Source organism: Bradyrhizobium altum, from assembly GCF_020889705.1.
Classification (GTDB): Bacteria; Pseudomonadota; Alphaproteobacteria; order Rhizobiales; family Xanthobacteraceae; genus Bradyrhizobium; species Bradyrhizobium altum.
On record NZ_JACMYP010000029.1, the window covers coordinates 23,969 to 50,662 of the forward strand.

The following is a 26,694-nucleotide window of genomic DNA, read 5'->3' on the forward strand; positions in this document are numbered from 1 at the left end:
ACACACCGCGGCGCCACTTTTCACGTTCCTGCACGGCGGGATTCCGATCGACAGGGTCGCTGCGCGCCTATCGGGTCCAGATGCCCTCGTGCACGACCGCGGCTTCGTCTTCAAGCAACGGGCCGACGACCTCGGTTGTGCGTTGACCGCTATCGAACACGTTGCGGCAGGGCAGATCGAGCGTCGGATTATCAGGGTGATTGCCGGTCAGTTCGCGCAAGCGGTGTTCGCTCAGTCCGTAGACGATGCGGCCGATTCCGGCCCAGTAGATCGCCCCGGCGCACATGGCACACGGCTCGGCGGATGAATACAGCGTCGCAGTCGCGAGGACCTCCGCGGACAACGTCGTGCATGCCAGGGTCGCCAGCAGTCGCTCGGCGTGGGCCGTGCCGTCGCGCGACGGCATGAAGCCGTTCTCGGCCTCGAGCAGGACGCTGCCTTCGCGATTCACGAGAACGGCGCCGAAGGGATGATTGCCATTGCCGATCGCGCGGCGCGCAACCGCGAACGAGTGCCGCAGAAAGCTCTCGTCATCGAGCAGGTGGTTCGAGTTGTCCGCGTCGCTCATCAACGGTCTCCTTGCCAGTCACATCTACGCGGCGGCTGCGAATTGTCAGCCGGCGTCTTCCTTTCCTGAAATCGTGACGACGGCAATCTCGGCTCTCACGGCTGCAATGGCGTCGCTGGCCCGGCCATTCTCTCCCGATCAAGGCGGCGGGGCCATTCGATGATCCGGATGCGTGTGAGGATCTTACACCAGTCCCTTGCCCGCGTCCGATCCATGACGTCTCTGCCGGGCCTGAAGCACAAGAATGACAACCAGCGCCAGAAAGATGACGAGAAAGGAAACAGCGCTCGTCAATGTTCCGAGCGCATAGATATCTGGCTTCGTGACGGTGGTCGTCAGGCCCTGCAGGTCAAGGGGCAGCGTATTGACAGGGCCGATGGTCTGGCTCGAGCGCGCGAGTTCGTCCCAGGACAAGGTGAACCCAAACAGGCCGATACCGACGACGGATGGCAGTATGATCGGCAGCACAACATGCCGAAATGTCTGCCACGGCGTGGCGCCCAGGTCGCGTGCGGCTTCTTCAAGCCGGCTATCGAACCTGTTGAAGATCGCAAACATGATCAGGAGACCAAAAGGCAAGGTCCAGGTCAGATGTGCACCAAGGCCCGATGTAAAAAGCCCCATTGCCGTCGTCCAATCCGCGGCGCCGCTCTTGATGATGAAGTCGTCAAGCAGCCGGAATTCCAGGGCGATGCCGAGCGAGGTGATAATCGATGGCATGATCAGGCTGGCAATGGCCACGTAGAATAGCAAGGTCGCGCCGCGGAACGATCTGCGGAAGGCCAGACCTGCCGAAACCGAGAGGACGACCGTAAGCACCATGACGACGAGGCCGAGCTGAAGCGATCGCCTGAAAGCCGCGGCGATGTCGACGATGCCTGAGCCGGAGAATACCTTGCCGAACCACACCAGGGACACACCATTCATGGGGAATGTCAGGCCGCCATCCGGCCCCTGAAACGACAGGATGTAGATCGCGAACATCGGCCCGTATAAAAACAAGACGTAAGCGGTGAAAAATGCGGCGAGAAGATAGAAGGATCGCGATCGCTTCTCGTTCATCTCACAGCTCCTTGCGAACATCGACGATTCGGGTCAGCGCCGAAATGATCAGGATCGTGATGCCGAGCAGGATGACCGCATTGGCCGCGGCGGCCGGGAATTGCAGCGCATTCAGGCGCGTCTCGATGATCTTGCCTGCAGATGCAATCTGTTGGCCGCCCATCACGCCTATCGTGACAAAATCGCCCATTACGATCGTGATCACGAAGATCGAACCAATGACGATTCCGGGTTTTGCCAGCGGAATAACGACGTTGACCAGGGTCTGCCATCCGGTGGCGCCGGCGTCATAGGCGGCTTCGATCAAACGCTTGTCGATGCGAATCATCGAGTTGAAGATCGGCACCACCATGAAGAATGTGAAGAGGTGAACGAGGGCAAGTACGACGGAGAACTCCGAGAACAAGAGCCACTCCAGCGGTTGCCGGATCAGTCCCACGCCCTCGAGCCCCCTGTTGACCAACCCGTTCCGGCCAAGCAGCGGAATCCATGCGATCATGCGGATCACATTCGACGTCCAGAACGGGATGGTGCAAAGCAAGGTCAGTACGATCTGCCAGGTTTTGGACCGGACGTGGAACGCGAGAAAATAAGCGACGGTGAAGCCGATCAGAAGGGTCAGGCTCCAGGTCAGCAGGCACAATTTCAGCGTCTTCAGATAGGTCTTCAAGATGGTGCAGAGGTTGGGCAGATCGGCGATGCATCCCTCGAACGTGTCGCTGTAGCCACGCAGGCTAAAGGCCGGGATCATTTCATACTCGTTGTAGTCCCACGCGCTGACAATCGTCACAAGAAGCAGCGGCAAGAGAAAGAACACCGAGAAAACGAGCATCATCGGTGCAGCCTGGAGCCAGGCAACGAAGGTCTTGCGGTCTTGCATCATCGAAGGATGAATCGCGGTGATGGCGCAGCAGGACTTGTCAACGCCTTGTCCTCCTTTGGATTGCATCAGGCGGCGATGAATTCATTCCATTTGCGCACCATGTAATCGTTCTCGTCCATAACGGCGTTCCAGCAGGCGACCGCGCCCATGCGGTCTTCGTAGGATCCCCCGTCGCGCTTGGTGCCGGCCTTTTCGAGAATCGTGCCGTCGGGTGCCTTGATGTCGCTGACGGCGGCCTTGCCTTCCATCCAGTAGCCCCACTCGTCCGCCGTCATGTTGGCCTTCGCAGTCGACAGCACAGCCGAATAGTAACCCTGGCGGTTGAGATAGGCGCCGGCCCAACCCGACAAGTACCAGTTCACGAATTCATAGGCCCAATCGAGCTTTGGCCCCGTAACCGCCTTCGATACGCAGAACCCCGACGCCCACGAGCGATAGCCTTCCTTGAGCGGCTGGAATGTGCAGGCGATCCCCATCGAGCGCACCTTGGTGACCGCGGGCGACCACATCGACTGGATGACGGTTTCACCCGAGGCCATCAGGTTGACGGATTCGTTGAAATCCTTCCAGAACGCGCGGAACTGGCCGGCCTTCTTGGCTTCCGTCATGATCTTCATGGTGAGATCAATCTCGGCCTTCGTCATGTTGCCCTTGTCGGCATAGGTGTGCTGACCGCTGGCTTCGACCACCATCGCGGCATCCATGATTCCGATCGACGGAATGTTGAGAATCGAGGCCTTGCCCTTGAATTCGGGATTGAGCAATTCGGTCCACGATGAAATTGGCCGCTTGATCAGATCCGGCCGGATGCCGAGCGTATCGGCATTGTAGACCGTCGGGATCAGCGTCACGAATTCGGTCGGCGTTCTTGAGAACGTCTTGGAGTTTGCACCCTCAAGATAAAGCACCTTCCACGGCGCGGTGCCCTGATCGCCGATCTTCTTGCCGTTCGGCAGCTGACCCTTGGTGAACACCGGGGTGATGTTGTCGAATTCCTTGATCTTCCTGGCGTCCAGCGCAAAAATATTGCCCGACGGCACCAGCTTTCTCAGCGAGAAATATTCGGTATCCAGCACATCAAACGAGTTCGGCTGGGTGATCACGCGTTTGGTCACGTCGTCGGTGGTTGCCGTGATGTATTCGATCTTGATTCCGGTATCTTCCAGACACTTCTTGGAGATCTCGTCACCTTCGTTCACCGCCGTTCCGAGATAACGCAGAACCTTCGGATCGGCTGAATGGACGTAGGGAAATCCGGTAATTGCGCCCGAACCCGCCGCAAGGCCGACCGCTCCGGCCGCACCCTTCAGCATGGTGCGACGGCTAATGCGACGATCGAATTTCGAGGATTTGCTCATGATTGTCTCCTTGGGTGTCACGCCGCCCTTTCAGGCGACCGGGCGATTACAGGACTCGTGGTTTTAAGAAGGTTGGCCTGCGTCGGGTCCCATGTGGCCAGAACGCGTTCACCGACAGCGTAGTTGGCCGCGTCGAATTGGGTTTCCGTGACCTGGGCCGAGATCTCGGAGCCACCGTCGACGGCAATGACAACGCGGACATAGGTTCCCTGGTATTCGACCTCGCTGATGGTGCCTGCAACCGATGGACCAGCGACGGCTTCGCTCGGCCGCTTCGGCATCAGCCGGTCAACCCGAACGGCGAAGGTCTCGGGACCCACAGCAATTACATTGTGGCCGCCGATGAATTTCGCCGTGAATTCGGTTCGAGGGTGGTTGAAGATTTCACGCGGCGAACCCTGCTGCTCGATCCGGCCCGCGTTCATGAGAACCACGATATCGGCCAGAGCCATCGCCTCGTCCTGGCCATGCGTCACATGGATGAAGGTAAGCCCGAGCTCGCGCTGCAGCTTCTTCAGCTCGGCTCTCATCCGCAGCCGCAAGAACGGATCGAGCGCCGACAGCGGCTCGTCGAGGAGCAGGATTTGAGGAGAGGTGATCAGCGCGCGCGCGAGTGCGACTCGCTGCTGCTGGCCTCCGGAAAGCTGGCCTGGCAGCCTCGCCGCATAGGGCTGCATGTCGACGAGCTCCAGCAACTTGTTGGCCTCGTCATGGCGTGCAGCCTTGGCGACGCCTTTCATCTTCAAGGCGAACGCAACGTTGTCGATGACCGAGAGATGGGGGAACAGGGCGTAAGACTGGAACATCATCGCCGTGCTTCGATCGGCCGGGGGCAGGTCGGTTACATTCTTCGGCCCGACCAGGATGTCGCCTGAAGTGACCGATTCGTGGCCGGCCACCATGCGCAGCGTCGATGTCTTGCCGCAGCCGGACGGCCCGAGCAGGCAGCAATAGGAGCCGGGCGGAATCTTGAGGTTGATGGCGTCAACGGCGGTGACGCCGCCGTACATCTTGGTCAACTGTACGAGTTCGAGCGCCGCCGTCGTCGTCATCCGCACCATTCCGCATAGTCTTGCCAGGGATCTTGAGCGACATTGTCGCCCCGGCACGCGACCCGGAATTCGATGCAACAGATGTGCCAAATCTTGCGACAGGCCAGACAAAAATTGGGCAGATTCCGCCGGCCGACGAGGTCGGCCGCGCCGCTCCGACCGAGATCGGAGGTCAGTTGCCAGCTACGCTGTCTGCGAGGCTTGAGTTCCGGACGTAGGCGATCGAGGCGATGTTGAAGGTCGATCCCTTTGCCGAAGCCATCTCGATGCGATCAAAACCGGTGCCGTGCCCGCAGGCGCCGGGAGGCGTTTTGGCTTGCCATATCTTTTCGCCAGTCCGAAGATATCCGAGGGGAAGAGCATGCGCACAAAATCGGTCGACGTCGTTCGTATTTCCACCAGGGGCCCCGGTGATGTCTCCGGCCTGCTGAGCTTGATCGAGCAAGGCAGGATCGATCCAACGTCGATCGTCGCGATCTTGGGGAAGACCGAGGGCAATGGTGGCGTCAACGATTTCACGCGTGAGTTCGCCGTTTCAGCTCTCCGTACGGCCCTGGCGCCTTATCTGGATCTGCCGCCGCATCGCGTTGAGCAACGGATTGCGTTCGTGATGTCGGGTGGGACGGAAGGCGTGCTCAGTCCACATATCACCGTGTTTACCCGTGACGATGCCGCCAATCACGATTCAGGTATCTCCGGCAAACGCCTTAGCATCGGGATGGCACAGACGCGGGATTTCCTGCCCGAGGAGATCGGTCGCGACGTGCAGATCAGGGAAACCGCAAGGGCGGTGGCTGCCGCCATGGCCGATGCTGGGATCGTCGATCCGCAGGACGTTCATTTTGTGCAGATTAAGTGCCCGCTTCTGACCAGCGACCGCATCGAGGAAGCGGTGGCGCGGGGTCATGAGACCGTGACCAACAGCGCATACGGTTCGATGGCGTATTCCCGTGGCGCCTCAGCGCTGGGCGTGGCCGTCGCGCTTGGCGAGGTTGAAAGCGAGATTGACGACGAACACGTTCTCCGGCGGTTCGATCTGTTTTCGTCGGTCGCCTCCACGTCGGCGGGCATCGAACTGATGCATAACGTGGTCATCGTGCTGGGCAATACGACGTCGTCGGCGGCTCCATTCGAGATCGGACACGCCGTGATGAAGGACGCCATTGATTCGGCAGCGGTGATCGATGCGTTGAAAAGCGTGGGGCTGCACATCGACGGCGCCTTCAAGCCGCCGACGGCGTCGCGGCAGCTCGTCAATATTTTTGCCAAGGCGGAAGCCGCGCCGAACGGGAGCATCCGCGGATTTCGTCACATCATGCTTGAGGATACTGACATCAGCTCAACCCGGCACGCTCGCGCTGCCGTCGGCGGATTGATCAGCGGATTGTCGGGAACCAGCGCTGTGTATGTTTCCGGCGGAGCCGAACATCAGGGACCCCCAGGTGGCGGGCCGGTTGCCGTAATCGCTCGACTGTTGGCAAACGGGTCCGACTGAGCATCGGGCGTCGTGTGCCGTTACGAACGGCATCTGTTCACGCTTCAGCACGGACGCGCTGCCGACGGCTCACCTGGTACCGAACATTCTGTCTCCTGCATCGCCCAAGCCTGGCACGATATACCCGTGATCATTCAGTTTTTCGTCGATGGCAGCGGTCCAGATCGGAACGTCCGGACACTCGTCCTGGAATCGGGCAATTCCTTCGGGGGCTGCGAGCAGGCAGACGAACCGAATGTCTTGCGCGCCTCGCGATTTGAGCAGGCGGGCCGCTGCGCTGGCGGAATTTCCCGTAGCAAGCATTGGATCCAGCAAGATCACGATGCGCTCCGAAACATCCTGCGGCGCCTTGAAGAAGTACTCCACGGCTTGAAGTGTTTCCGGATTCCGGTAAAGGCCGACGTGCGCGACGCGTGCTGATGGGACGAGCGCCAACATTCCGTCGAGAAACCCGACACCCGCCCGCAAGATCGGAGCGAATGTGAGTTTCTTGCCCGCAATTTTGGGTGTCCTCATTGCAGCGAGCGGCGTATCGATGTCGACCATCTCCAGGGGTAAATCCCGGGTGACCTCATAACAGAGCAGCATTCCGATCTCGTTCAGTAGCTCGCGAAACCCTTTGGTGGAACGATCCTTGTCGCGCATCAGCGAGAGCTTGTGCTGGACGAGGGGATGGCTGACGAGGTTCACGTTCTTGGTCATGATATGGCTTTCTCAATAAAGGGGGCGCGTGCGAGTTCGTCCAAGTCGTCGCGTGTGCAAGTAGCGTGCCCCGCTTCTTCTGACCGTCGAGCGCGGCCTCATTCATTGGGCGGAAGGGCTATTCTTCAGGGCGATCCACCCGGCCCCTTCATCGCCTGACTCGTTGTTCGTGTTTTGCGGAACACGATCATGGCCCATTCGGAGGATAGGGAATCTGCTCGTCGAAACCAATGCATTACTGCGCGAAGTCTACCAGGCCATCGAAAGTCCGGTGTCGGAGGTTAAGCCGCGCCCGCCGAACGCGAGCCTGTCGGGCGCGGATGAGGCTAGCGATTGGTGTTCTCGCCGAGATCACCGATGGCGCCGCCGCCGAACCGCTCACGCGACCGGGCGCGGCCAACTTCTACGGTCATGTTTGCTGCGGCACGACAGAGGATCGGAAAGCCCGGATTGGCCAAAGGAGTGTTAAGAGCCATGTCCGATTTTCGTCGATCGCGCAGAACTGACATTAAATTGTCACGCTGTAGGAATCGGGGAAGCTTGCCACAAGCGGCGTGAGGACAACATGACGGCCTTCATCACTTGGAAGGCGGAAGTTGGAATATCCTCGCAAATGAGGTCGGCACCGGATGAGTGCCAAGCGTGCCCGGATGGTCTCCTGAAGCGCTTTGCGCGCGACCAGTCCGGCAGCTACGCGATTATCATCGCCTTGCTGATGCCAGTCCTGGTGGGAACCGCAGGACTCGGTACCGAGGTCGCGTGGTGGTTCTACAAGCACAAGAATATGATGAGCGCGGCCGACTCCGCGGCGGTCAGTGCAGCCACCGCCGGCACCAATTTTGCGACCGAAGCCAACGCCATCACGACGTTCTACGGCTACGCGAACGGGATCGCCAACGTCACCGTCACCGTGAACCAGCCGCCGTCCACGGGAAGCTTCACTTCCAGCTCCCAGGCGGTCGAAGTCATCATCACCCAGCCGCAAGCGCGGCTAATGTCGGCGTTGTTTGGCTCCGGAGCGGTGCCGGTCACGGCCCGTGCCGTCGCACTGGGCAATGTCGGCACAGGCTGCGTGCTGGCGCTCGACCCGACCGCCAATCCCGCCGTGACGGTGAAGGGCAACACCCAGCTCAACCTGATCAACTGCAACCTCTATGACAACTCCAACGGCGGCTCGGCACTCAATGTCAGCGGGACGGCAACGATATCCGCAGCCATGGTTGGCGTCGTCGGCGGGGTTTCCGGCACGAGCAGCATCACGGCGACCAACGGCATTCGGACCGGCATCAGGGCGATCGCGGATCCCTATGCCAACGTCACGCCCACGATGCCGACGTGGTGCGACTACTCGAACAAGTTCAACGTGAAGGGGACGACGACCCTCAGCCCGGGCAGCTATTGCGGCGATATCTCGGTGGCCGCAGGTGCGATCCTGACACTCAATCCGGGGATCTACTATTTCAACGGCGCGAATTTGTCTGTGGCCGGCAACACCACGATCACGGGAACGGGCGTCACCCTGGTGTTTACCGGCTCGGGCGGCAACTGGGGCTGGCGACGATCGGAAGCAACGCCAACGTCAGCCTCACGGCGCCGACGAGCGGAACGACCGTGGGAATCGCAATCTATGGCGACCGAAAGATGCCGGTCGGCAGCAGCTTCAACTTGACGGGCGGCGGTACGCAGAATCTGCAGGGAGCAGGTCTACCTGCCGAAAGGGGCGCTGAGCTTCAGTGGCGGCAACGGCACGAGCACGACATGTACGCAAATCATCGCCGACACGATCTCGATCGTCGGAAATTCCAATGTCCAGGTCAATTGCGCTGCGATGGGCGGTAATGCCATCGGTACGACGACAGCGCAGCTTGTCGAGTAAGCTGGAGGGATGAGATGAAAACGGGCACGATAGGTAGTGAGCGTCGTTCTCAACGCCGCCGCACACTCTTCCGTCGCAGGTTCGGAAATGACACGCGCGGTGTCGCGGGGATCGAATTCGGCGTCCCGGTTCCGCTGCTTTCGCTGATGGTCGTCTCGGTGACCGATATCGGCCTTGCGATCTACCGCAAGATGCAGGTGGAGGGTTCGTCGCAAGCGGGCGTCGAGTATGCCATCGCACATGGGTTCGACGCCAATGCGATTTCGACCGCCGTGGCAGCCGCGACGAATTCCAATGTGATCAACGCCTCGCCTGTTCCGATCAAGTTTTGCGGGTGTGCGACCGCCTCGGGCGTCAGCAGCATGACCTGCGGCGGAATCTGTCCCGGAGGCGGAATGGCGGGTACGTACACCATCGTCTCCGCGCAAGGCAGCTACTCGACCATCATCAACTATCAGGTCGTTCCGAACGCCTATATCATCAGCACCCAGTCGACAGCGAGGCTGCAGTGAAACGCGCATTATGGCCCGACCGGAGCGGGGCGTCGGCGCTCGAGTTCGGCCTGATCGCGCCGCTCTTTTTCGCTTTCCTGTTCGGCGTCATCGAATTCGGTCTGTTGATGTGGACGCAGGTGGGAATGCAGCACGCAGTGGGGGTCATGGCGCGATGCGCCAGCGTCAACGCCGCGCTTTGCCCGACCGGCAACCCGAGCGCGATCGCCACCTACGCAACCCAGCAAGCGTTTGGACTGAGCTTGCCGTCCTCGACGTTCACCTACAGTGCCGCGGCGTGCGGCAGCCAGGTGAGCGCGAACTATCAATTCCAGTTTCCCCAAATCCTCAATCTGGCGCCGTTCACGCTGACGGCCGCGGCCTGCTTCCCGGCCTGAAAGTTCGCCTCTTGAGGCGCGCCGCAAAGATATCGGCGCCCCATGCCCGGGGCGCCGATAAGTAGGCCATTCGGTGCGTTGCTCCCTTTGCGCTTTACTTCAGCTTCAGGGCCTCGACACCCTCGTCACGAACCGCCTGGAGCCTGCGCGGATTGAGGTCGAGCGCATGGAGGATCGTCGGCGCGATCTGGGTGGTGAAAGCCGTCTCCTCGACGACCCTCGCATGCTTGATGCGCGGCGAAGAGAGCAGCAGCAGCACGTTGCGATCGTCGTTGGAGAAGCCGCCGTGCTCGGCGAGCTTGCTGCCGCCGGTGCAGATGACGCCATGATCGGTGATGGCGATGAAGTCCGGCACCCGGCTGTTGTGGAACGGATCCTCGTAGAGCTTGGTCAGTTCGTCGCGGTCGAGCAGCTTCTGGATATGCAGATCGGCGGCGTGGGCCAGGATGTAAGCCTTGGCATCTGCGTAGTAGGGATGGCCGGTCGCCGGATTGGTCGCCTGCTGCAGCTCCGGCGACAACCAGACCAGCGCCTCGTCATCGCAAATCTCGAAGCCGTTGGTGCCGAAACCGGGCGCCTTGCTGTACAAGGCGTCGGAGATCGCCACGCGGTCCTTGACGTCGATCGGTGACTGGCCGTGCTTGGCGCTGACGATGATCAGCGTCGAATCGTAGAGGTTTTGCGCCTTGAGTTCATTGACGAACTTGCCGAGCGCGTCGTCCACGAACTGGAATTGCAGCGTGAGCGCATTGCCGGGCGTTGCCTTGCCGTCGGCATAGCCGCCGACGAGCGACTTGTCGGCATCCGCATGGCCCGCCTTGGCGAGCTTCTGGCCGACGCTGACCGCCTGGAAGTTCATGCCGAAGATCGCGGGCACCGGCTGACGCTGGGTTCGCGTGCCGTCATAGCCGTCGATCCAGTTCAACACCGCCTTCACTTTCAGCGAGTCGTAGGAGCGGACGCCGGTGTAGCTCTTGGTGTAGTCGTCGCCGGGCTGGGCGCCGGCGTCGATGGTGTCCTGCGAATTGATTTCCGGCGTGAAGAGCTCGTCGAGGCCCTTGCCCGACGGGCCCGCGAGGTCCTCATAGGCTGGATGCTTGTCGGACCAGGCCGTGCGCATTCCGGCCTCCTTGATGACTTCGAAGATCGTGTTGGTGCGCACGTAATCATGCGGATAGACCGGCACGCACTGGCCGTTCACGAGCTTGCGCTGCATGTGATCCGGATCGAGCTGGGTGTAGACCTGACCCAGCGTGCCGCCGGCGGTGTAATCGGCGACCAGCCCGCTGGAATAATTGTAGGTCTTGTCGAGCGCTTCGAAGTTGGTGAGCTCGGTTCCCGCCGGGCCGACGCAACCGGGGTCCGCAAGACCCTGGCTGGTGTAGAAGGCCTTGGCCGGATATTCGGTGCGGTCATAGCTGTCGTCATAGAACAGGCCGCCGCCCTTCGGCGTGGCGCCCGTGACCTGCGCGAGCATGCCGGGAAAGCTGTCGGATGGCGCGGTGGTATAGGCGTTCGGATACACGACGCCCTTTCCAGTGAGCTGGGCGAAGTTGCCGCCCGGGCGGCTTTCGACCCAACGCTTCAAATCGACGGCGTGCATGCCGTCGACGCTGATCAGCAGGACGTGCTTGTAGCCATGTCGCTGCGAATGGTCGTTGTCGTCATCCGCTTGCGCGACGGCGACGCCGCAAGCCAGCATGGCTGCCGCTATCGCGGCGGTTGACAAGAAATAGTCACGAAAGCCACTCATGAGTTCGCCCCTCTTTGATTTCGGTGAATTTGGAATCGCCTGCGCTGGCCGCGACAACTTGTCGCGGTCAATTGACGGCGGGATGACGCTTTCATGCGAGTTCGATGACCGTGGTCGGGGCTGACGGGCATCCGAGGCGGGGCGACGCCGCGCAACGGCAAGCTTTTGCCGTTCAAGTCTCTGACGTCTTACGCTGGACCGCGCGACACTGCCGGCTCTATGAGAGCATGAGGGGGAACGCGCATGCCCAACATGTCTCGCCGGCCATTCCTGCAACTCGGGCTCGGCGCGGCGACGCTGCCGCTTGCTTGCCGCGGCACGCGCGCGGAAACGCTTGCGCGCCCCATCACGATGATCGTGCCGTTCGCCGCCGGTGGGCCGACCGACGTGCTGGCGCGGATCCTCGCCGAATATATGCGCAATACGCTCGGCCATCCTGTCATCATCGAGAATGTCACGGGTGCCTCTGGCACCGTCGCGGGGCTGCGCGCCTCGCGCTCGGCGCCGGACGGCACCACGATCACGATCGGGCATTGGGGCACGCATTGCCTCAATGGCGCGATCTATCAGCTGCAATATGACGTGCGCGAATTCGTACCGATTGCGCTGATCGCGAGCGGACCGCAGCTCATCATCGGACGGCCCGATCTGCCGGCGCAGAATCTGAACGAGCTGATCGCCTGGCTCAAGTCCAATGGCGACAAGGCCACCGCCGGCACCGCGGGCCCGGGTTCGGGCGCGCATGTCGCGGGCGTGTTTTTCCAGCAGCTGACGGCTACCCACTTCTCGTTCGTGCCGTATCGCGGCGCCGGTCCCGCGCTGAACGATCTGATGGCCGGGCATATCGACATCATGTTCGATCAGGCCTCCAACTCGCTGCCGCAGGTGAAGAGCGGGACCGTGAAGGCTTTTGCGGTGACCGCATCATCACGGCTCGCGTCGGCACCCGAGATTCCGACCGTCGACGAAGCCGGACTGCCGGGTCTCTATATCGCCTATTGGCACGGCATCTGGGCGCCGAAGGGCACGCCGCCCGATATCGTGTCGACGTTGTCGAAGGCGGTGACGTCGGCACTCGCCGAGCCCGTCGTTCGGCAACGCTTCGCCGAGCTCGGGCAGGAGATCCCGCCGCCGGATAGACAGAGCCCCGCCGCGCTGCGCGACCATCAAGCCGCCGAGGTCGAGAAGTGGTGGCCGATCGTCAAGTCGGCCAACATCAAGGCGGAATAGGCGCAATCATCTGATTCAAAAAGTGTTTTTGACCGGCCCCGATCCGGGCTCGTTGCCTTGAAAAGACGGTTCATGCTCCTATATGTGCAATCGTACATATAAGAGCGACGATGACTGATCCGAGTAAATTGGTGGCGGCGCAGGCCTCCCGGCCCAAGGGACGCCGCAGCAAGGACATGCCCGACGGCCGCCAGGCGCTACTGATCGCGGCGACCGAGGCCTTTGCGAGTCTCGGTTCCGACGGTGCCGACCTGCGCAGCATCGCCGCGGCGGCGGGCGTCGCGCCGAATCTCGTGCGCGTCCACTTCGGCAACAAGGCCGCGCTATGGGATGCCTGCCTCGACCGCATCGTGGTGCTTGCGAAGCCTGTGATGGCCGAGGTGCATGCGATCGCGACCGACACGCGCCGTTCGCTGGCCGACCGGCTGCGCGATCTCATCATCCGCGTCGCCACGTTCTATGCCGCGCATCCGCAGGTGAGGGACTTCGTGGTTCGCCACGGCGCGGAAGCGCCGGAGCGCTCCGCAATGGTGACCGAAAAGCTGCTGCGTCCGGCCTATGAGAGCGCGCGCGAGCTCTTCGAGGCCGGTATCGCGGCGGGCATCATCCGCAGCAGCCATCCGGCGCTGTTCTTTGTGTTGCTCAACGCGGCGCTCAACCAGCCGCCGGCCTTTCCGATTCTGCTCGGCCGGTTCGCGCCCGAAATCGATCCCGAGACAGCGCGGACGCAGCTGCTCGATACGACGATCGCAACGCTTCTGCATCTTCCGCCGTCGCAAGCCGACGCCGAACCCGCCGCCGGCAACGGCCACACGCCGCTGTCGTGACATCCAGTCTCGACCAACACTTCAACCTGTCAGTGAGAGAGTGAACCATGAAACTTCGTCTTGCCCTCGTGCTGCTCGGCGCAACCATCGCGCCCGCCATGGCCCAGTCCGGACTGAACGAATCGATGCAGCGTCAAGCCTGCATGGGTGACGCGGTCCGCCTGTGCGGCGCCTACATTCCGGACCGCGACCGGATCAGGGACTGCATGGCGGCGCAGGTCGAGCAGCTCAGCCCGTCATGCCGCGCGGTGTTCGATGCATCCGTGCAGGCCGAACGGTCGCCGTCGCGGCGTTGATCCTCGCCGCCGGTCCCAGAATCATGCGTCCAGGCAACAGGTCGCAGCCAACAGCGGTTGTCCGAGGAGCAGTCATCGCAAATCCGTGAAAACACCTCCTTCCGTTAACCTTTGATTAACCATGCGGTCCGATTGTTAACCATTCGAAAATACAGCCGAGTCAGAGGCGATGGACGCAACTCAACAGGTGGCACGTCAGCAGGTCCGCATGCGCGGCCGTTCCTATGTTGCGTTCGTTTTCTCGCCCGTCGTGCCGGTCGTGTCCTGGCTCGCCGAGATCGACGCGACGCTGGGAAAGTCGCCGGGTTTCTTCGCCGGCAAGCCTGTGGTGCTCGACCTGTCGGCTGTCGATCTCAGCCAGGCCGCGATCGCGCATCTGGTTGGCAGTCTCGCTGAACGCAACATCCGCATCCTCGGCATCGAGGGTGTCGACGAATCCAAGCTCGGCGCCAACCTGCCGCCGCTTCTGACCGGCGGCCGCGCCTGCGCGATCACCCATGTCGAGCCGAAGACGCCGCCGGCGCAGGAAAAAAACAAAGACAAGGACAAGACCAAGCTGCCGTCGCTGCTGCTGGAGAGCCCGGTGCGTTCCGGCCAGTCGATCGTGTTCGCCGAGGGCGATGTCACCGTGCTCGGCTCGGTCGGCTCCGGCGCCGAGATCGTCGCCGGCGGCTCGATCCATGTCTACGGCACGCTGCGCGGCCGCGCGATGGCCGGCATCAACGGCAACTCGGCGGCCCGGATCTTCTGCCAGAAGATCGAGGCCGAACTGCTCGCCATCGACGGCTACTACCAGACCGCAGATGAAATCGCCGACAGCTTGCGCAACCGGCCCGCCCAGGCGTGGCTTGAGGGCGAGATGCTGCGCATCACAGCTTTGAACTGATCGACCACAAGGAGAGAGAGAATGGCCAAGGTATTGGTCGTGACGTCTGGGAAGGGCGGGGTCGGCAAGACGACCTCAACCGCTGCGCTTGGCGCGGCGCTCGCGCAAATGGGCCAGAACGTCGTCGTCATCGATTTCGACGTCGGCCTGCGTAACCTCGATTTGGTGATGGGCGCGGAGCGGCGGGTCGTGTTCGACCTCATCAATGTGGTGCAGGGCGTTGCGAAGCTGCCGCAGGCCTTGATCCGCGATAAGCGGTTGGAGAATCTCTGGCTGCTGCCGGCGTCGCAGACCCGCGACAAGGACGCGCTGACCGAAGAAGGCGTCAAGCGCGTGATCGCCGATCTCAAGACCAAGTTCGACTGGATCCTGTGCGACAGCCCGGCCGGCATCGAGCGCGGCGCGACGCTCGCGATGCGCTATGCCGACGAGGCGATCATCGTCACCAATCCGGAAGTGTCGTCGGTGCGCGATTCCGACCGCATCATCGGCATGCTGGATTCCAAGACGGCCCGCGCCGAGCGCGGCGAGCGGGTCGAGAAGCATCTGCTGGTCACCCGCTACGACAGCGCCCGCGCCGCGCGCGGCGAGATGCTGTCGATCGACGACATCCTGGAGATCCTTGCCACGCCGCTGCTCGGCATCGTCCCCGAAAGCCAGGACGTGTTGCGCGCCTCCAATGTCGGCTGCCCGGTCACGCTGAACGCTGCAAGCAGCGCGCCGGCGCGGGCCTATACCGACGCGGTGCGGCGCCTGATGGGCGAGGCGGTCGAGATGATCGTGCCGGTCGAGCGCAAGGGGTTGATGGACCGGCTGCTGCGACGGAGGGCGGCATGATGAACGTAATGCGGCTGTTCGGCGGCCGCTCTGCATCGGCGCCCGTCGCGCGGGAGCGGTTGCAGATCCTGCTGTCGCATGAGCGCGGCCGGACCGGCACGCCGGACCTTCTGGAGATGCTCCGCTCGGAAATCCTGGGCGTGGTCTCCAAGCATATCGACGTCGATCCCGACAAGGTCGTGGTTCGGATGGACCGGGGCAAGTTCGTTTCGATGCTCGAAGTCGACATCGAGGTACCCAACGGCATGCAACGATCAAAGATGGTGGCGGCCACATGACAGCAGACAGCAACAGTCACATTGCCTGGCAGCGCGCGCAGCTGAAGAAGCTGCGTGCGGCGTTGAAGGCGATCGAGGTCGATCAGCTCGGCAAGGCCAATTGCGGCCGCGCGACGCAGATGACGATCGACGAATTGCAGCGCAAGATCGGCGAATCAGGCCGCTGCATCGCCGAGTACGAGCGCCGCACGCGTCGTCCGTTGGCAACGGACCGGGGCAGCCTCGCCAGCGTCAGCTGGACGCACTGGAACGCCAACATGCCGATGGCCAAGTCGCAGCGCCATCGCGCGTGAGAGCGCGGGCGAACGGCGCTGGCCTACAGCAAAAACGCCAGCGCCGCCTCGCACTGGTCCTCGATCTTGAGCGTGAGCAGATCGTCGGCGCGGGTGCGGCCGAGATTGACCGCGGCGATCGGCAAGCCGCGCTGCTCCGCCATCCGGACGAAGCGAAAGCCGGAATAGACCATCAGCGAGGAGCCGACGATCAAAAGAGCGTCGGCCTGCTCGAGATGCGCCTGCGCCGACGCGACGGTGTCGCGCGGCACGTTCTCGCCGAAGAACACCACGTCGGGTTTCAGCACGCCGCCGCAGGCCTCGCAGGCCGGTATCACGAACGACGAAAAATCCTGCTCGAGATCGGCATCGCCGTCAGGTGCGTCAGTGGCATCGAGCGTGAGCCAGGCGGGATTCAGCCGCGCCAGCTCGCCCTGAAACTGCTCGCGCGGCGTCGTCGCGCCGCAGCCGAGGCAGCGCACCACGTCGAGCCGGCCGTGCAGGTCGATCACGCGCTGGCTGCCCGCGGCCTGGTGCAGGCGGTCGACATTCTGCGTCAGCAGCAGCTCACAGCGACCTTGTTGTTCGAGCTTCGCCAGGGCGCGATGCGCACCATTCGGCGTCGCGCGGCCGAACCGCCGCCAACCGACCATACTGCGCGCCCAGTAGCGCTGGCGCGTCGCCGCCTCACCCAGGAATGCCTGGATCGTCACCGGCCGCGTCCGCTTCCAGTTGCCGTCGCTGTCGCGGTAATCGGGAATGCCGGAATTGGTGCTGCAGCCGGCCCCGGTCAGGACAAACAGGTGCTGGTGGCCGGCGACGAAATCCTCAAGGGCGGGGTGCTGCATGGCAGCACATCTAGTGTGGCGGGCATGCCTGCGCCAGATGTGGGGCCTGCCAGATGAGGACCCTTCGCGTGGCCTCTGCGTTGACCGCATGGCGGCCGGGGCGGGGTGTTGCAAACTGTCTTGTTTAGCTCAATTGCCGAGGGAGAGACCGATGCGGCCAGGATTCATCGTCGTCGTTTGCGGCCTGATGTCCCTGCTATTGTCGCCGTCCCATGGCCAGGATGCGGGCGTGTCCGGCGAGCAGGCGTTCAATAATTCTTGCCGCACCTGCCACACCGTCAAGGAGGGGGACAATCGTGTCGGCCCGAACCTGCACAACATCATCGGCCGCAAGGCCGGATCGGTTGCGAACTTTCCCTACTCGGAGGCGATGAAATCATCCGACATTGTCTGGGATGACAGCGCGCTGCTGCGCTTCATCGAGGATCCCGAAGCCGTGGTGTCGGGCAACGGCATGAAGCCGTATACCGGCGTGCGCTCGGCGGAGGATCGCGCCAAGATCGTCGCCTTCCTGAAATCCGCCGGCAAGTGAGCGTTGCCGGAATGCCGGCCTCACCGAGCCGGCAGCACGAACACCTGGCCGGGATAGATCAAATTGGGGTTACGGATCTGCTGCGAGTTGGCCCGATAGATCACTGCGTAACGCTGCCCGGCACCCAATGCACGCTGGCTGATCCGCCACAGGCTGTCGCCGCGGGCGACCGTGGTCGTGGTGATCTTCGGCACGATCACGGCGGAGGGTGAGCTCAATGCGGCGGTGGTTGCCGCCGCGAGCTGCGGCGTGGTCCCATCTGTGCGGCCGGACGATGCCGCAGGCGCCGGGATCGATGCGGTCGTCGTCGTGTCCGGAACGTTGAACGGCACCTCGGCACGCGCGCGGACCTTGCCGGAGCCGGGGTCGACGTCGTCAAGCCGGATCCGATAATCGCCGGTCGTGACGCCCTTGTTGATCGTGACCGAGAGGTGCCCCGCCGCGTCGGCAGTCGCGGATGTGATCAGACTGTCGTTGAGATAGAGCCTGACGTTCGCGCCGGGCGTTGCCTGAGCGCTGACATGGAGCTTGCCGCCCGGTTCGGTCTCGACGGCCTCGACAGCCACCTTCCCGTGCGTCGCCGCCGCAGGTTGCGACAGCACGCGGATCGCCTTGTCCGGCGCCATCAGCGCCACCATCGGCCGCTCGCTAGCCGCAGCGTCCAGCGCCACTGCCACGCTCTGCTTGGAGGTCACTGGCTTGCCGTCATGCGTGATGCGCAGGGTGAGGTCATAGTTTCCCGGCGGAAGCGGGCGCGGCACCATGACGAACTGGCCGGACTTGTCCGCCACGGCGCGATCATGCACCTCGCCATTGCGCAGCAATTCCACCGTCGCGCCAGGGAGCGCCCGGCCGGCGACAACGGTCTCGCCGGTCGGCTCGATGCTGACGACGTCGAACTCCGGCACCGCGTTGCCGCCCGGTGTTGGCGACGGTCCTGCCAAAGCGTTGGCCAGCGCCGCGGTCTCGGTCTGCGTCTTTGCCAGCGCAGTCTTGTCTTGGTTCCCCGCGTCTTGGTCTCGCGCGGGAGCCGCTGGCGCCGTCGCCATCAAGCGGGTGTTTACGCCCAGGATCTGCTGGGTTTGGTGGATGCCGAAGATGAACGCAGCGGTGCCGCCGGCCGCAAGTGCCAGCAACGGTATGGCCAGTCTCATCGCCGTGACGTTCATGACGGTCATCCCCGGATGAATCGACCCGCGCATCCACGCGCGCGACCCTGCAGCCCTGTGGGGAGTCCGGAAAGAGACTGCGCCGATTTGCGCGGCCCATCAAGTCGAATGAAAGGACTACTCCTCTCGGGCAGGCTGGCCGACGCCGTAGCTGTTGGGGATCGCGTCTGGCTCAGAACCCCGGCGGCGCATTGCCTATTGCGAGTACGTCAGCTGCTCTTCCGTCACCACGCGCTCGATATTGCCTGCCTTGCTCCTGATTCGGTATCGAAGCCGCCCGTCGGCTTCGATCGGCATGCGTTGAATGATGGTGTAGACCGCCGGCTCATCGGCCTCGGCGCGACCTTGCGGCCCCTGGGCCCGGTGGTGAACGTCTTCATTCAGCTTGTAGGCATATGACATCTGTCCACCTCTGCAGTTGGGGGTGCTCTCACGCAGGACTGTGCTGTGACGCAATGGAGCTGTGGCTTCCCGTATGGACGCGACTTGCTACTTCGATGGCCGCGTCAGGCCTCTCCGGAGTCCGCAGGAGCACGTTGGTTACATTGACCGAATACGCCGCAAATAGCCACCAAATACTCGCCTTCGACCAAGGATGGGTGAGAGCGCTGGGTGGGTTCCCGGCCGTTTGCGGCCTCAATTGCCATTTGATCTCCGCAGGCAGATGCTGCCAGCCAATGGTACAAGGGAGAGCAACATGGGCAAGGCGGGTCTCGACCACCGGCATCCCAACAAGGATGGCGAAATCAGCGGCAAGCACGGCAACACGCTGCTCCGCACCTTGCGCAAGGTTTACGGGCCAAGTTTCGCAGCGGGTTATCCCGAAACCGAGAAGCTGAGCGATGTCCTGGCTGCGTTGAACGAGACCTCGCTGAGCCAACTCCGCAGAGATCATCAGACCGGCCATCTCGCGCACAAGATCGCCAAAGCTTCGAAGTAGGTGCTGAGCGGAACCGCAGCTCAGAACTCCAACTCCGCATTGTCCACCACCTCCTTCATCACGAAGAAGGTGCGGGTCTGCCGCACACCGGGCAGCGCGATCAGCTGGTCGCCATGGATGCGGTTGAAGTCCTCCATGTCGCCGACGCGGATCTTGAGGAAATAATCGAAGTCGCCGGCGACGAGGTGACAGTCGAGCACGAACTTCAGCTTCGCCACCGCCTGCTCGAAGCTCGCAAAGCTCTCCGGCGTCGAGCGGTCGAGCACGACGCCGACCATCACCAGCGCGCCCTTGCCGACCTTGCGCGGCGCGACCATCGCGCGGACGCCGCTGAGAAAGCCCTCGTCGAACAGCGCCTGGGTCCGGCGATGGCAGGTGGCGGGGCTGACGCCGACCTGGTCGGCCAGCTCGGCGTTGCTGAGCCGGCCGTTCTTTTGCAGCAATCTCAACATCTTGAGGTCAATGCGGTCGAGCCGGGCGGACATGGAAGGATCTCTCATCGCTAGCCAGTAATGTGAGAGAAAACATATCATCCGGTGCAAATTCAGCAATCTTCGGCGATCGGGTGGCCTGACTTAGAGAGCACCTTTCGCAGCCGGGGTGATAGTTCTGGCCGCCGTTCCAGACCACCAAAGAGGATGCCAGTATGCTGGAGAAGTTCGCACGCTACCCGCTCACCTTCGGGCCGACTGCCATCGAGAAGCTCGATCGGTTGTCAAAGCACCTCGGCGGCAAGGTCGAGCTCTATGCCAAGCGCGAGGATTGCAATTCCGGGCTCGCCTTCGGCGGCAACAAGCTGCGCAAGCTCGAATACATCATCCCCGACGCGATCGCCTCCAACGCCGACACGCTGGTCTCGATCGGCGGCGTGCAGTCGAACCATACGCGGATGGTTGCGGCGGTCGCGGCCAAGATCGGCATGAAGTGCCGGCTGGTGCAGGAAAGCTGGGTTCCGCATGAGGACGCAGTCTATGACCGCGTCGGCAACATCCTGCTCTCGCGCGTGATGGGCGCGGATGTGCGCCTGGTCGACGAAGGTTTTGACATCGGCATTCGCAAGAGCTGGGAGCAGGCGCTCGAGGAAGTGAAGGCGGCGGGCGGCAAGCCCTACGCGATCCCGGCCGGCGCTTCCGTGCACAAATATGGCGGGCTCGGCTATGTCGGCTTCGCCGAAGAGGTGCGCGCGCAGGAGCGCCAGCTCGGCGTCAAGTTCGACTACATCATCGTCTGCACGGTGACCGGCTCGACCCATGCCGGCATGCTGGTCGGCTTCGCCGCCGACGGGCGCGCGCGCAACGTGATTGGCATCGACGGTTCGTTCACGCCTGCGCAGACCAAGGCACAGGTGCTGTCGATCGCGCAGAACACCGCTGATCTGGTCGAGCTCGGCCGCGACATTGTCGAGGATGATGTCGTGCTGATCGAGGACTACGCCTATCCCGCCTATGGCGTGCCGTCGGAGGAGACCAAGGCGGCGATCCGGCTCAGCGCGCGGCTGGAAGGCATGATCACCGACCCTGTCTATGAGGGGAAATCGATGCAGGGCATGATCGATCTGGTGCAGAAGGGTTTCTTCCCGGCCGGGTCGAAGGTGCTCTACGCCCATCTCGGCGGTGCGCCGGCGCTCAACGGCTACGCTTACGCGTTCAGGAACGGCTGAGGCGGCCGGCGCTTCTCATGTCGTAGCCCGGATTGCGCTTCGCTTCATCCGGGCTACGCCCCTACCGACGTCAGGTCGGCGTCAGCTTCTCCCGATATCCTGTCCAGGCCGGGCGAGCCGGGAGACCTTCGCGTGAGGATGATGAATGCGGCCGGCCGAGCCATCGCCGCGCTCGGCGTCGGCATCGTCGCGGTGGGACATTGGTTCTGGGCTTACCCGGGCCACGGCGTCGTGTTGCGCGCCCGCCTGCTGACGATGAACCATGCGGTCGAACTCTATGCCGGCATTTTCCTGATCGGTGTCGGCGTTCATGGGCTGGCATCCCGCTCCTGGTTCAGCGATCCAAATCCGCCGGCGCAGTCTTCGGTTCGGGAGCCGCAATAACGTCCGCCTGGCGCGGCGGCTGGAATGTGTCCGGGTTGACATTCTAGGAACATAATAGGAACATGCCATCTGTAACCTGAGGGTGTGGCGATCGCCTCATCCGCGGCGGTATTGCGTGGCCGTGGACCAAAGGCCAAGCCACGCACCACTTGCGGATGAATTTCTCCGCCTCCTAAGGGGTTGTGGCTGGGGAGCGTATGTCATGAGAGTTGCGATCTGGGCGGTCGTTGTGGCCGCGTGGCTGTTTGCGTCCGCAACTCCATCGAGCGCCCGCGGCCCTTACGGCTCGATCACGGTCGGCAATTGGAAGGGCGGCGCCTTCACCGACGAGAGTGGTGCGTTCACGCATTGCTCGGCGGGGAGCACATACCAGAGCGGCATCTTCTTCATGGTGGCGGTTGCCGCGAATGGCAGCTGGCGGCTGGGCTTGGCTCATGACAGCTGGCGTTTGACGCCGGGCGAAGCCTTTCCGCTTGCGCTGACCTTCGACGGCCAGCCCGCGTTCAATGTCTACGGCATGCCGCTCGGCGAGAAGCTCGTGAATGTCGAGATGCCGGTGAATTCGGCGCTGATCAATCAGTTCCGCAAGGCGCGCCAGATGACGGCGTTCGCGCAGGGGCAATTGTTTCAGTTCAATCTCAATCAGACCGCGCAATTGCTGCCGGCGCTGCTCAACTGCGTGGTCTCGGTGAAGAAGAACGGTGTCTCCAACGCCGGCGAGTTCGCGGTCGCGACAAAGCCTGCGGCTGCGCCGCCGCAACAGGCTGCAGCACCCAACGCGCCGCCCGCGAAGCAGGCGAGATCGGGGACCGGCACCGGCTTCGTCGTCAGCGATAGCGGCCACGTCGTCACCAACCATCATGTCGTCGATGGTTGCAGCGAGATCACGGGCAATCTGAGCGGTGCGGCGCCGGTCAAATTGCGGTTAGTGTCCGACGACGAGACCAACGATCTCGCGCTGCTGCAGGCGCCGTCCCCGTTCAAGGATGTCGCGAGCATCCGGCAGAACTCGATTCGGGTTGGCGACGGAGTCGTGGCGATCGGCTACCCCTATCATGGCCTGCTGACATCCGATTTCACCGTGACCACGGGCATCGTTTCTTCGCTGAGCGGCATCCTCAACGACACGCGTCATCTGCAGATCAGCGCCGCGGTACAGCCCGGCAACAGCGGTGGGCCGCTGTTCGATCTCGGCGGCGCCGTGGTCGGCGTGGTGGCCGCGAAGCTCGACGCGGTCAGGATGGCGCGGGCCACGGGATCGATCCCGGAAAACATCAACTTCGCCATCAAGACTGGCGCGCTGCGCGACTTCCTTGACAACAGCGCGGTGATGTACCGGACCGCCGAATGGCGCGATGGGACGAAGAAGGAGACGTCCGATATCGCCAAGGATGCGCGCGGCTACACCCTGTTGATCACCTGCACGGTGAACGAGCAGAGCGCGAGCGCGAAGAAGGGCAATTGAGACCTCCGCTACTCCCTCTCCCCATCCTTACGGCAGGGCGATCGCATATGGCGATCGGCCACACGTCATTCCCTGCGAAAGTCCGGGCAGCCGCCGGCTACTTTGCATGGGGTTGTTTTCGATATTTTGGCCGTGCGCGCCTGCGACGTACGGGCGGGTATCAGCCGAGCCGGCGCAGCGTATGCACCGTGATCTCGGCCGGGCAGTTCAGCCGAACCGGCGCAAGGCTGGTGCCGGCGCCGGCCGATGTGTAGCCGGCAAGTTCGCCGAACCGCCAGGCGCCTCTGCCCATCCGGCGCGGCAGCCGCGCCTCCAGCTTGATTGCGATGCCGCCGGGCAGGCAGAGCTGGCCGCCATGGGTATGGCCGCTCAGCATCAGGTCGAAGCCGGCCGCTGCGGCCTTGCGATAGGATTCCGGCGTATGTGCAAGCAGGATCGAGAACGCATCGCGCGGGATCGCCGCGGCAGATTTTGCAATGTCGTCGGTGCGATAGAAATGCGCATCGTCGATGCCGGCGAGATGGATCGTCGCGCCATCGCGCGTGATCGGCTCCTGCTCGTTGAACAGCATCCTGATGCCCATCGCTTCCAGCGCCGGCGTCATGCGGATGCTGTCGTGATTGCCGAGGATGCCGTAGAGCGGCAGCTTGATCAGTGCGCAGAGATCCTTCATCAGCGCGAGACTGGTTTCGAACGGGCCAAACGTCTTGCCGCGATAATCGCCGGTGAGGACGCAGATGTCGCAGGCGACATAGCGGACGATGTCAGCCAGATGCCGCATCGCGCCCTGGCTGATGTCGGCGTGGAGATCGCTGAGATGCAGGATGGTGAAGCCGTCGAACGCCGCCGGCAGGCGCGCCGACGTCACCAGGTTGCGCCGCACCTCGACCCGGTCGGCGTTGCGGCGCGCACGGCCATGGAGGCCGGCCAGCTTGAGCGCGGTCTCGACCACCCATGGCGCCAGCTTCCAGTTCTCGACGTTGAACACGAGTGTGCCCTGGCCGAACAGCTGCTTCTCATGCGCGGCCTCGATTCCAAGCCGGCGCACGACGTGATCCGCGCCGATCCGCTCGACCAATCCCTGCAATGCCGTGTCGGCCATCGTCCCCCGCGCGGCCCGCGATGCGAAACGCGGGGCGGCAACGACACTATCATGCGCAATCCCGGCGGGGATACCGCTGAAGCTCAGACCATGGGGACGCGCTTGGCGGCGACCGCGGCCGGCGAGATCACCTCGATGTCGAGCGGCACCTGCCAGCGCTCGGTGAAGCGGACCTGCGGCGGCGCGTTGCCTTTGCGCGCACCCTGCAGCACGAAGCCGTCATAGCCCGAATTCATCACCTCATTGCATTTCTGCACATAGATCGGGAAGCCGCCGATATAGGGCATGAACACGCGGGGACGGCCCGGGATGTTGGCGCCGACATACCAGGAGCTGCAGGTCGAGCGCAGCGAGACCGTGGAGACGTCGTTGACATGGGCGACCCAGGCGTCCTCATCGTCGCGGACCGCCTCGATCGTGCCGGCGCCGATGTCGCGCATGTGGCTGATGCAATCCGCCAGCCAGTCGACATGCTGCTCGATCGCCTGGATCATGCTCGCCAGCACCGATGGGCTGCCGGGCCCGGTGATCATGAACAGGTTCGGAAATCCCTCCGAGGCGAGGCCGAGATAGGCGCGTGGGCCGGCCTGCCATTTTTCGGCGAGCGTCTGCCCGCCGCGGCCGGTGATCGCGATCTTGTCGAACGAGCCCGTCATGGCGGCAAAGCCGGTGGCGGAGACGATCGCATCGAACTTGTATTCGGTGCCGTCGACCACAATGCCCTCGGTGGTGAAGCGCTCGATCGGCGTCTTCGACACGTCGACCAGCTTCACATGCGGCAGATTGTAGGTCTCGAAATAGTTGGTATCGACGCAGAGCCGCTTGCAGCCGAACACGTTCTGCGGGCACAGCAGCTCGGCGGTGGCGGGATCCTTGACGATGCCGCGGATCTTCTCGCGCGCGAAATCGGCGATGGTGTCGTTGGCGGCCTTCTCGAACAGGAGGTCGCCGAACGCGCCGAGGAAGGGCAGGCCGCCGCGCTGCCAGGCTTCCTCATACAGCCGCTCGCGTTCGTGCTCGCTCGCCTGCAATGCGGGCTGGGCGTTGAATTGAAAGTAGAAGCCGGTCGGGCGCGCACGCGCCTTAGCGCGCAGCTCCGGATAATGCGCCTTGGCTTCCTTCAGATACTCCGCCGACAGCCGCTCGTTCCATGCCGGCACCGACCAGGTCGCGGTGCGCTGGAACACGGTGAGCTCCGACGCCTGCTGCGCGATGATCGGGATCGACTGGATCGCGGACGAGCCGGTGCCGATAACGCCGACGCGCAAGCCGGTGAAGTCGACACCCTCATGCGGCCATTCGCCGGTGTGATAGATCGGCCCGCGGAAATCTGCCGTCCCGGGGAAAGCGGGTCGGTTGGGCGCCGACAGGCAGCCCACCGCCATGATGCAGAATTTGGCGGTGACCCTGTCGCCGCGATCGGTTTCGATCGACCAGCTGCATGCCTGCTCGTCGAAGGTCGCTGCGGTGACGCGGGTGTCGAACACGATCTGGCTGCGCAGGTCGAAGCGGTCGGCGACATGGTTGGCGTAAGCGAGAATTTCGGGCTGCGGAGAATATTTCTCCGACCAGCTCCAGTCCTGATCGAGTTCCTCGGAGAACGAGAACGAGTATTGCAGGCTCTCGACATCGCAGCGCGCGCCGGGATAGCGATTCCAGTACCAGGTGCCGCCGACGCCACCGCCGGCCTCATAGACCCGTGCGGTGAAGCCGAGCCCGCGCAGCCGATGCAGCATGTACATGCCGGCGAACCCGGCGCCGATCACGACGGCGTCGAACGTTCCACTTTCGGCAGGACGCGCGGCTTTGCGCGCGGTGCTCTCCTGAGCCATGGCCCGTCTCTTCCCTATCTCTTGTCGTTATGCCTTGTCGGCAAGTCTTGGCCGCGCCTCGTTGGACGCGACGACCGAAAGATTAGGGCGAGGGCGGCGCGGCCCGCAAGCGCATGCGTTGCCCCGCCGGGTATGGCTCCTATGCCGCGAGGCCGGTCGCTGCGGTATCTGGAGCAGGTTGGGCGATGCAGCCGGGGATTGCGTGGACATGCACGGCTCCGGCGGAGCGTGTGACCGCAGTCAATGCAGTACGCTTGTACTGGTTTAAGGCTCAGCGCGAAGTTCAGCCGTCGTTAGACTTCACGATTCGGATCAGCTCGTCGCCGTAATGCTCGAGCTTCTTGTCGCCGATCCCGGCGATGTTGCGCAACTCGCCCAGCGTATCCGGCCGCATCGCGGCGATGCCGTCGATGGTCGAATCGTGCAGCACCACATAGGCCGGTACGCCGCGCTGGCGCGCGACCTCCGAGCGCCAGGCGCGCAGGGCCGCATGCAGGG

30 protein-coding genes and 1 pseudogene are annotated in these 26,694 nt (G+C 63.1%); 16 read left to right on the forward strand and 15 right to left on the reverse strand.

The genetic code is table 11. The annotated features are described in order from the left end of the window. Positions 1–67: 67 nt before the first annotated feature. From H8B02_RS10895 to H8B02_RS10915, 5 genes and pseudogenes are all read right to left on the reverse strand, one after another. Positions 68–568, reverse strand: coding sequence for a nucleoside deaminase (locus H8B02_RS10895; protein ID WP_229166243.1), 501 nt, complete (start codon positions 566–568; stop codon positions 68–70). 183 nt (positions 569–751) lie between these two features. Continuing rightward, positions 752–1,630, reverse strand: coding sequence for an ABC transporter permease (locus H8B02_RS10900; protein WP_212316720.1), 879 nt, complete (start codon positions 1,628–1,630; stop codon positions 752–754). A 1-nt stretch (position 1,631) separates the two neighbouring features. Continuing rightward, positions 1,632–2,495, reverse strand: a pseudogene (locus H8B02_RS10905) (ABC transporter permease); the annotation flags it as partial. Positions 2,496–2,578: 83 nt separating this feature from the next. Continuing rightward, positions 2,579–3,871, reverse strand: coding sequence for an ABC transporter substrate-binding protein (locus tag H8B02_RS10910; RefSeq protein ID WP_229166244.1), 1,293 nt, complete (start codon positions 3,869–3,871; stop codon positions 2,579–2,581). A gap of 17 nt (positions 3,872–3,888) precedes the next feature. After that, on the reverse strand, positions 3,889–4,923 hold the full coding sequence (locus tag H8B02_RS10915; protein WP_229166245.1) for an ABC transporter ATP-binding protein: 1,035 nt from the start codon (positions 4,921–4,923) through the stop codon (positions 3,889–3,891). A 361-nt stretch (positions 4,924–5,284) separates the two neighbouring features. Here H8B02_RS10915 and atzD point away from each other — a divergent pair, with 361 nt between their 5' ends. Further along, complete coding sequence (gene atzD / locus H8B02_RS10920; protein WP_229166246.1) at positions 5,285–6,418, forward strand: cyanuric acid amidohydrolase; 1,134 nt, start codon at positions 5,285–5,287, stop codon at positions 6,416–6,418. Between the two features lie 69 nt (positions 6,419–6,487). Here the strand turns inward: atzD and upp are convergent, their stop codons facing one another. Together upp and H8B02_RS10930 are read right to left on the reverse strand one after the other, a co-directional pair. Further along, positions 6,488–7,120 (reverse strand): uracil phosphoribosyltransferase, encoded by a 633-nt coding sequence (gene upp, locus H8B02_RS10925; protein WP_233287582.1) that lies wholly within the window; start codon positions 7,118–7,120, stop codon positions 6,488–6,490. A 326-nt stretch (positions 7,121–7,446) separates the two neighbouring features. Then, entirely contained in the window at positions 7,447–7,629 is a 183-nt protein-coding gene (locus H8B02_RS10930) for a hypothetical protein (protein ID WP_229166247.1), read from the reverse strand. 104 nt (positions 7,630–7,733) lie between these two features. Here H8B02_RS10930 and H8B02_RS10935 point away from each other — a divergent pair, with 104 nt between their 5' ends. From H8B02_RS10935 to H8B02_RS10945, 3 genes are all read left to right on the forward strand, one after another. Beyond that, entirely contained in the window at positions 7,734–8,789 is a 1,056-nt protein-coding gene (locus H8B02_RS10935; RefSeq protein WP_229166248.1) for a TadE/TadG family type IV pilus assembly protein, read from the forward strand. Positions 8,790–9,010: 221 nt separating this feature from the next. After that, entirely contained in the window at positions 9,011–9,508 is a 498-nt protein-coding gene (locus H8B02_RS10940; RefSeq protein WP_229166249.1) for a TadE/TadG family type IV pilus assembly protein, read from the forward strand. Continuing rightward, positions 9,505–9,885 (forward strand): TadE/TadG family type IV pilus assembly protein, encoded by a 381-nt coding sequence (locus H8B02_RS10945; protein ID WP_229166250.1) that lies wholly within the window; start codon positions 9,505–9,507, stop codon positions 9,883–9,885. The genes H8B02_RS10940 and H8B02_RS10945 overlap by 4 nt, the downstream gene beginning before the upstream one ends. A gap of 94 nt (positions 9,886–9,979) precedes the next feature. Here H8B02_RS10945 and H8B02_RS10950 read toward each other — a convergent pair whose 3' ends face one another. Next, a complete protein-coding gene (locus H8B02_RS10950; protein ID WP_229166251.1) occupies positions 9,980–11,638 on the reverse strand; it encodes an alkaline phosphatase family protein in 1,659 nt (552 codons plus the stop codon). A gap of 243 nt (positions 11,639–11,881) precedes the next feature. Here H8B02_RS10950 and H8B02_RS10955 point away from each other — a divergent pair, with 243 nt between their 5' ends. From H8B02_RS10955 to H8B02_RS10985, 7 genes are all read left to right on the forward strand, one after another. Further along, on the forward strand, positions 11,882–12,868 hold the full coding sequence (locus H8B02_RS10955; protein ID WP_229166252.1) for a tripartite tricarboxylate transporter substrate-binding protein: 987 nt from the start codon (positions 11,882–11,884) through the stop codon (positions 12,866–12,868). A 110-nt stretch (positions 12,869–12,978) separates the two neighbouring features. Beyond that, positions 12,979–13,695, forward strand: coding sequence for a TetR/AcrR family transcriptional regulator (locus H8B02_RS10960; RefSeq protein WP_229166253.1), 717 nt, complete (start codon positions 12,979–12,981; stop codon positions 13,693–13,695). A gap of 47 nt (positions 13,696–13,742) precedes the next feature. Further along, the gene (locus H8B02_RS10965; RefSeq protein ID WP_229166254.1) at positions 13,743–13,991 is read left to right on the forward strand and encodes a hypothetical protein; all 249 of its coding nucleotides are present in this window, start codon (positions 13,743–13,745) and stop codon (positions 13,989–13,991) included. 169 nt (positions 13,992–14,160) lie between these two features. Then, on the forward strand, positions 14,161–14,877 hold the full coding sequence (gene minC, locus H8B02_RS10970; protein WP_092122312.1) for a septum site-determining protein MinC: 717 nt from the start codon (positions 14,161–14,163) through the stop codon (positions 14,875–14,877). Between the two features lie 21 nt (positions 14,878–14,898). Further along, a complete protein-coding gene (minD, locus tag H8B02_RS10975) occupies positions 14,899–15,714 on the forward strand; it encodes a septum site-determining protein MinD (protein ID WP_212316733.1) in 816 nt (271 codons plus the stop codon). Further along, entirely contained in the window at positions 15,714–15,992 is a 279-nt protein-coding gene (minE, locus tag H8B02_RS10980; protein WP_229166268.1) for a cell division topological specificity factor MinE, read from the forward strand. The genes minD and minE overlap by 1 nt, the downstream gene beginning before the upstream one ends. Continuing rightward, positions 15,989–16,285 (forward strand): hypothetical protein, encoded by a 297-nt coding sequence (locus H8B02_RS10985; RefSeq protein WP_092122321.1) that lies wholly within the window; start codon positions 15,989–15,991, stop codon positions 16,283–16,285. The genes minE and H8B02_RS10985 overlap by 4 nt, the downstream gene beginning before the upstream one ends. Positions 16,286–16,308: 23 nt before the next feature. On the opposite strand, the gene H8B02_RS10990 is transcribed toward H8B02_RS10985, so the two are convergent. Continuing rightward, positions 16,309–17,202 carry an NAD-dependent protein deacetylase gene (locus H8B02_RS10990; protein WP_376711639.1) on the reverse strand — a complete coding sequence of 298 codons (894 nt, stop codon included), beginning with the start codon at positions 17,200–17,202 and terminating at the stop codon, positions 16,309–16,311. Positions 17,203–17,263: 61 nt separating this feature from the next. On the opposite strand from H8B02_RS10990, the gene H8B02_RS10995 reads away from it, so the two are divergent. Beyond that, positions 17,264–17,644, forward strand: coding sequence for a c-type cytochrome (locus H8B02_RS10995; protein ID WP_312000796.1), 381 nt, complete (start codon positions 17,264–17,266; stop codon positions 17,642–17,644). 20 nt (positions 17,645–17,664) lie between these two features. Here the strand turns inward: H8B02_RS10995 and H8B02_RS11000 are convergent, their stop codons facing one another. Next, complete coding sequence (locus H8B02_RS11000) at positions 17,665–18,813, reverse strand: LysM peptidoglycan-binding domain-containing protein (RefSeq protein ID WP_229166256.1); 1,149 nt, start codon at positions 18,811–18,813, stop codon at positions 17,665–17,667. A 195-nt stretch (positions 18,814–19,008) separates the two neighbouring features. Then, a complete protein-coding gene (locus H8B02_RS11005; RefSeq protein WP_092122331.1) occupies positions 19,009–19,215 on the reverse strand; it encodes a hypothetical protein in 207 nt (68 codons plus the stop codon). A gap of 295 nt (positions 19,216–19,510) precedes the next feature. On the opposite strand from H8B02_RS11005, the gene H8B02_RS11010 reads away from it, so the two are divergent. After that, on the forward strand, positions 19,511–19,753 hold the full coding sequence (locus H8B02_RS11010; protein ID WP_229166257.1) for a hypothetical protein: 243 nt from the start codon (positions 19,511–19,513) through the stop codon (positions 19,751–19,753). Between the two features lie 20 nt (positions 19,754–19,773). Here H8B02_RS11010 and H8B02_RS11015 read toward each other — a convergent pair whose 3' ends face one another. Continuing rightward, on the reverse strand, positions 19,774–20,238 hold the full coding sequence (locus H8B02_RS11015) for an Lrp/AsnC family transcriptional regulator (protein WP_092122337.1): 465 nt from the start codon (positions 20,236–20,238) through the stop codon (positions 19,774–19,776). Positions 20,239–20,399: 161 nt separating this feature from the next. Between H8B02_RS11015 and H8B02_RS11020 the strand changes: the two genes are divergently transcribed. From H8B02_RS11020 to H8B02_RS11030, 3 genes are all read left to right on the forward strand, one after another. Beyond that, positions 20,400–21,413 carry a 1-aminocyclopropane-1-carboxylate deaminase gene (locus tag H8B02_RS11020; protein WP_229166258.1) on the forward strand — a complete coding sequence of 338 codons (1,014 nt, stop codon included), beginning with the start codon at positions 20,400–20,402 and terminating at the stop codon, positions 21,411–21,413. A gap of 138 nt (positions 21,414–21,551) precedes the next feature. Further along, on the forward strand, positions 21,552–21,797 hold the full coding sequence (locus H8B02_RS11025; protein WP_229166270.1) for a hypothetical protein: 246 nt from the start codon (positions 21,552–21,554) through the stop codon (positions 21,795–21,797). 202 nt (positions 21,798–21,999) lie between these two features. Beyond that, positions 22,000–23,262 (forward strand): S1C family serine protease, encoded by a 1,263-nt coding sequence (locus H8B02_RS11030; RefSeq protein WP_229166259.1) that lies wholly within the window; start codon positions 22,000–22,002, stop codon positions 23,260–23,262. Between the two features lie 160 nt (positions 23,263–23,422). Here H8B02_RS11030 and H8B02_RS11035 read toward each other — a convergent pair whose 3' ends face one another. From H8B02_RS11035 to H8B02_RS11045, 3 genes are all read right to left on the reverse strand, one after another. Beyond that, positions 23,423–24,364 carry a metallophosphoesterase gene (locus H8B02_RS11035; RefSeq protein WP_229166260.1) on the reverse strand — a complete coding sequence of 314 codons (942 nt, stop codon included), beginning with the start codon at positions 24,362–24,364 and terminating at the stop codon, positions 23,423–23,425. Between the two features lie 83 nt (positions 24,365–24,447). Beyond that, on the reverse strand, positions 24,448–26,196 hold the full coding sequence (locus H8B02_RS11040; protein WP_229166261.1) for a flavin-containing monooxygenase: 1,749 nt from the start codon (positions 26,194–26,196) through the stop codon (positions 24,448–24,450). 283 nt (positions 26,197–26,479) lie between these two features. Then, positions 26,480–26,694 (reverse strand): HRDC domain-containing protein (locus H8B02_RS11045; protein WP_229166262.1); only part of this gene is annotated, 215 nt, incomplete at its 5' end.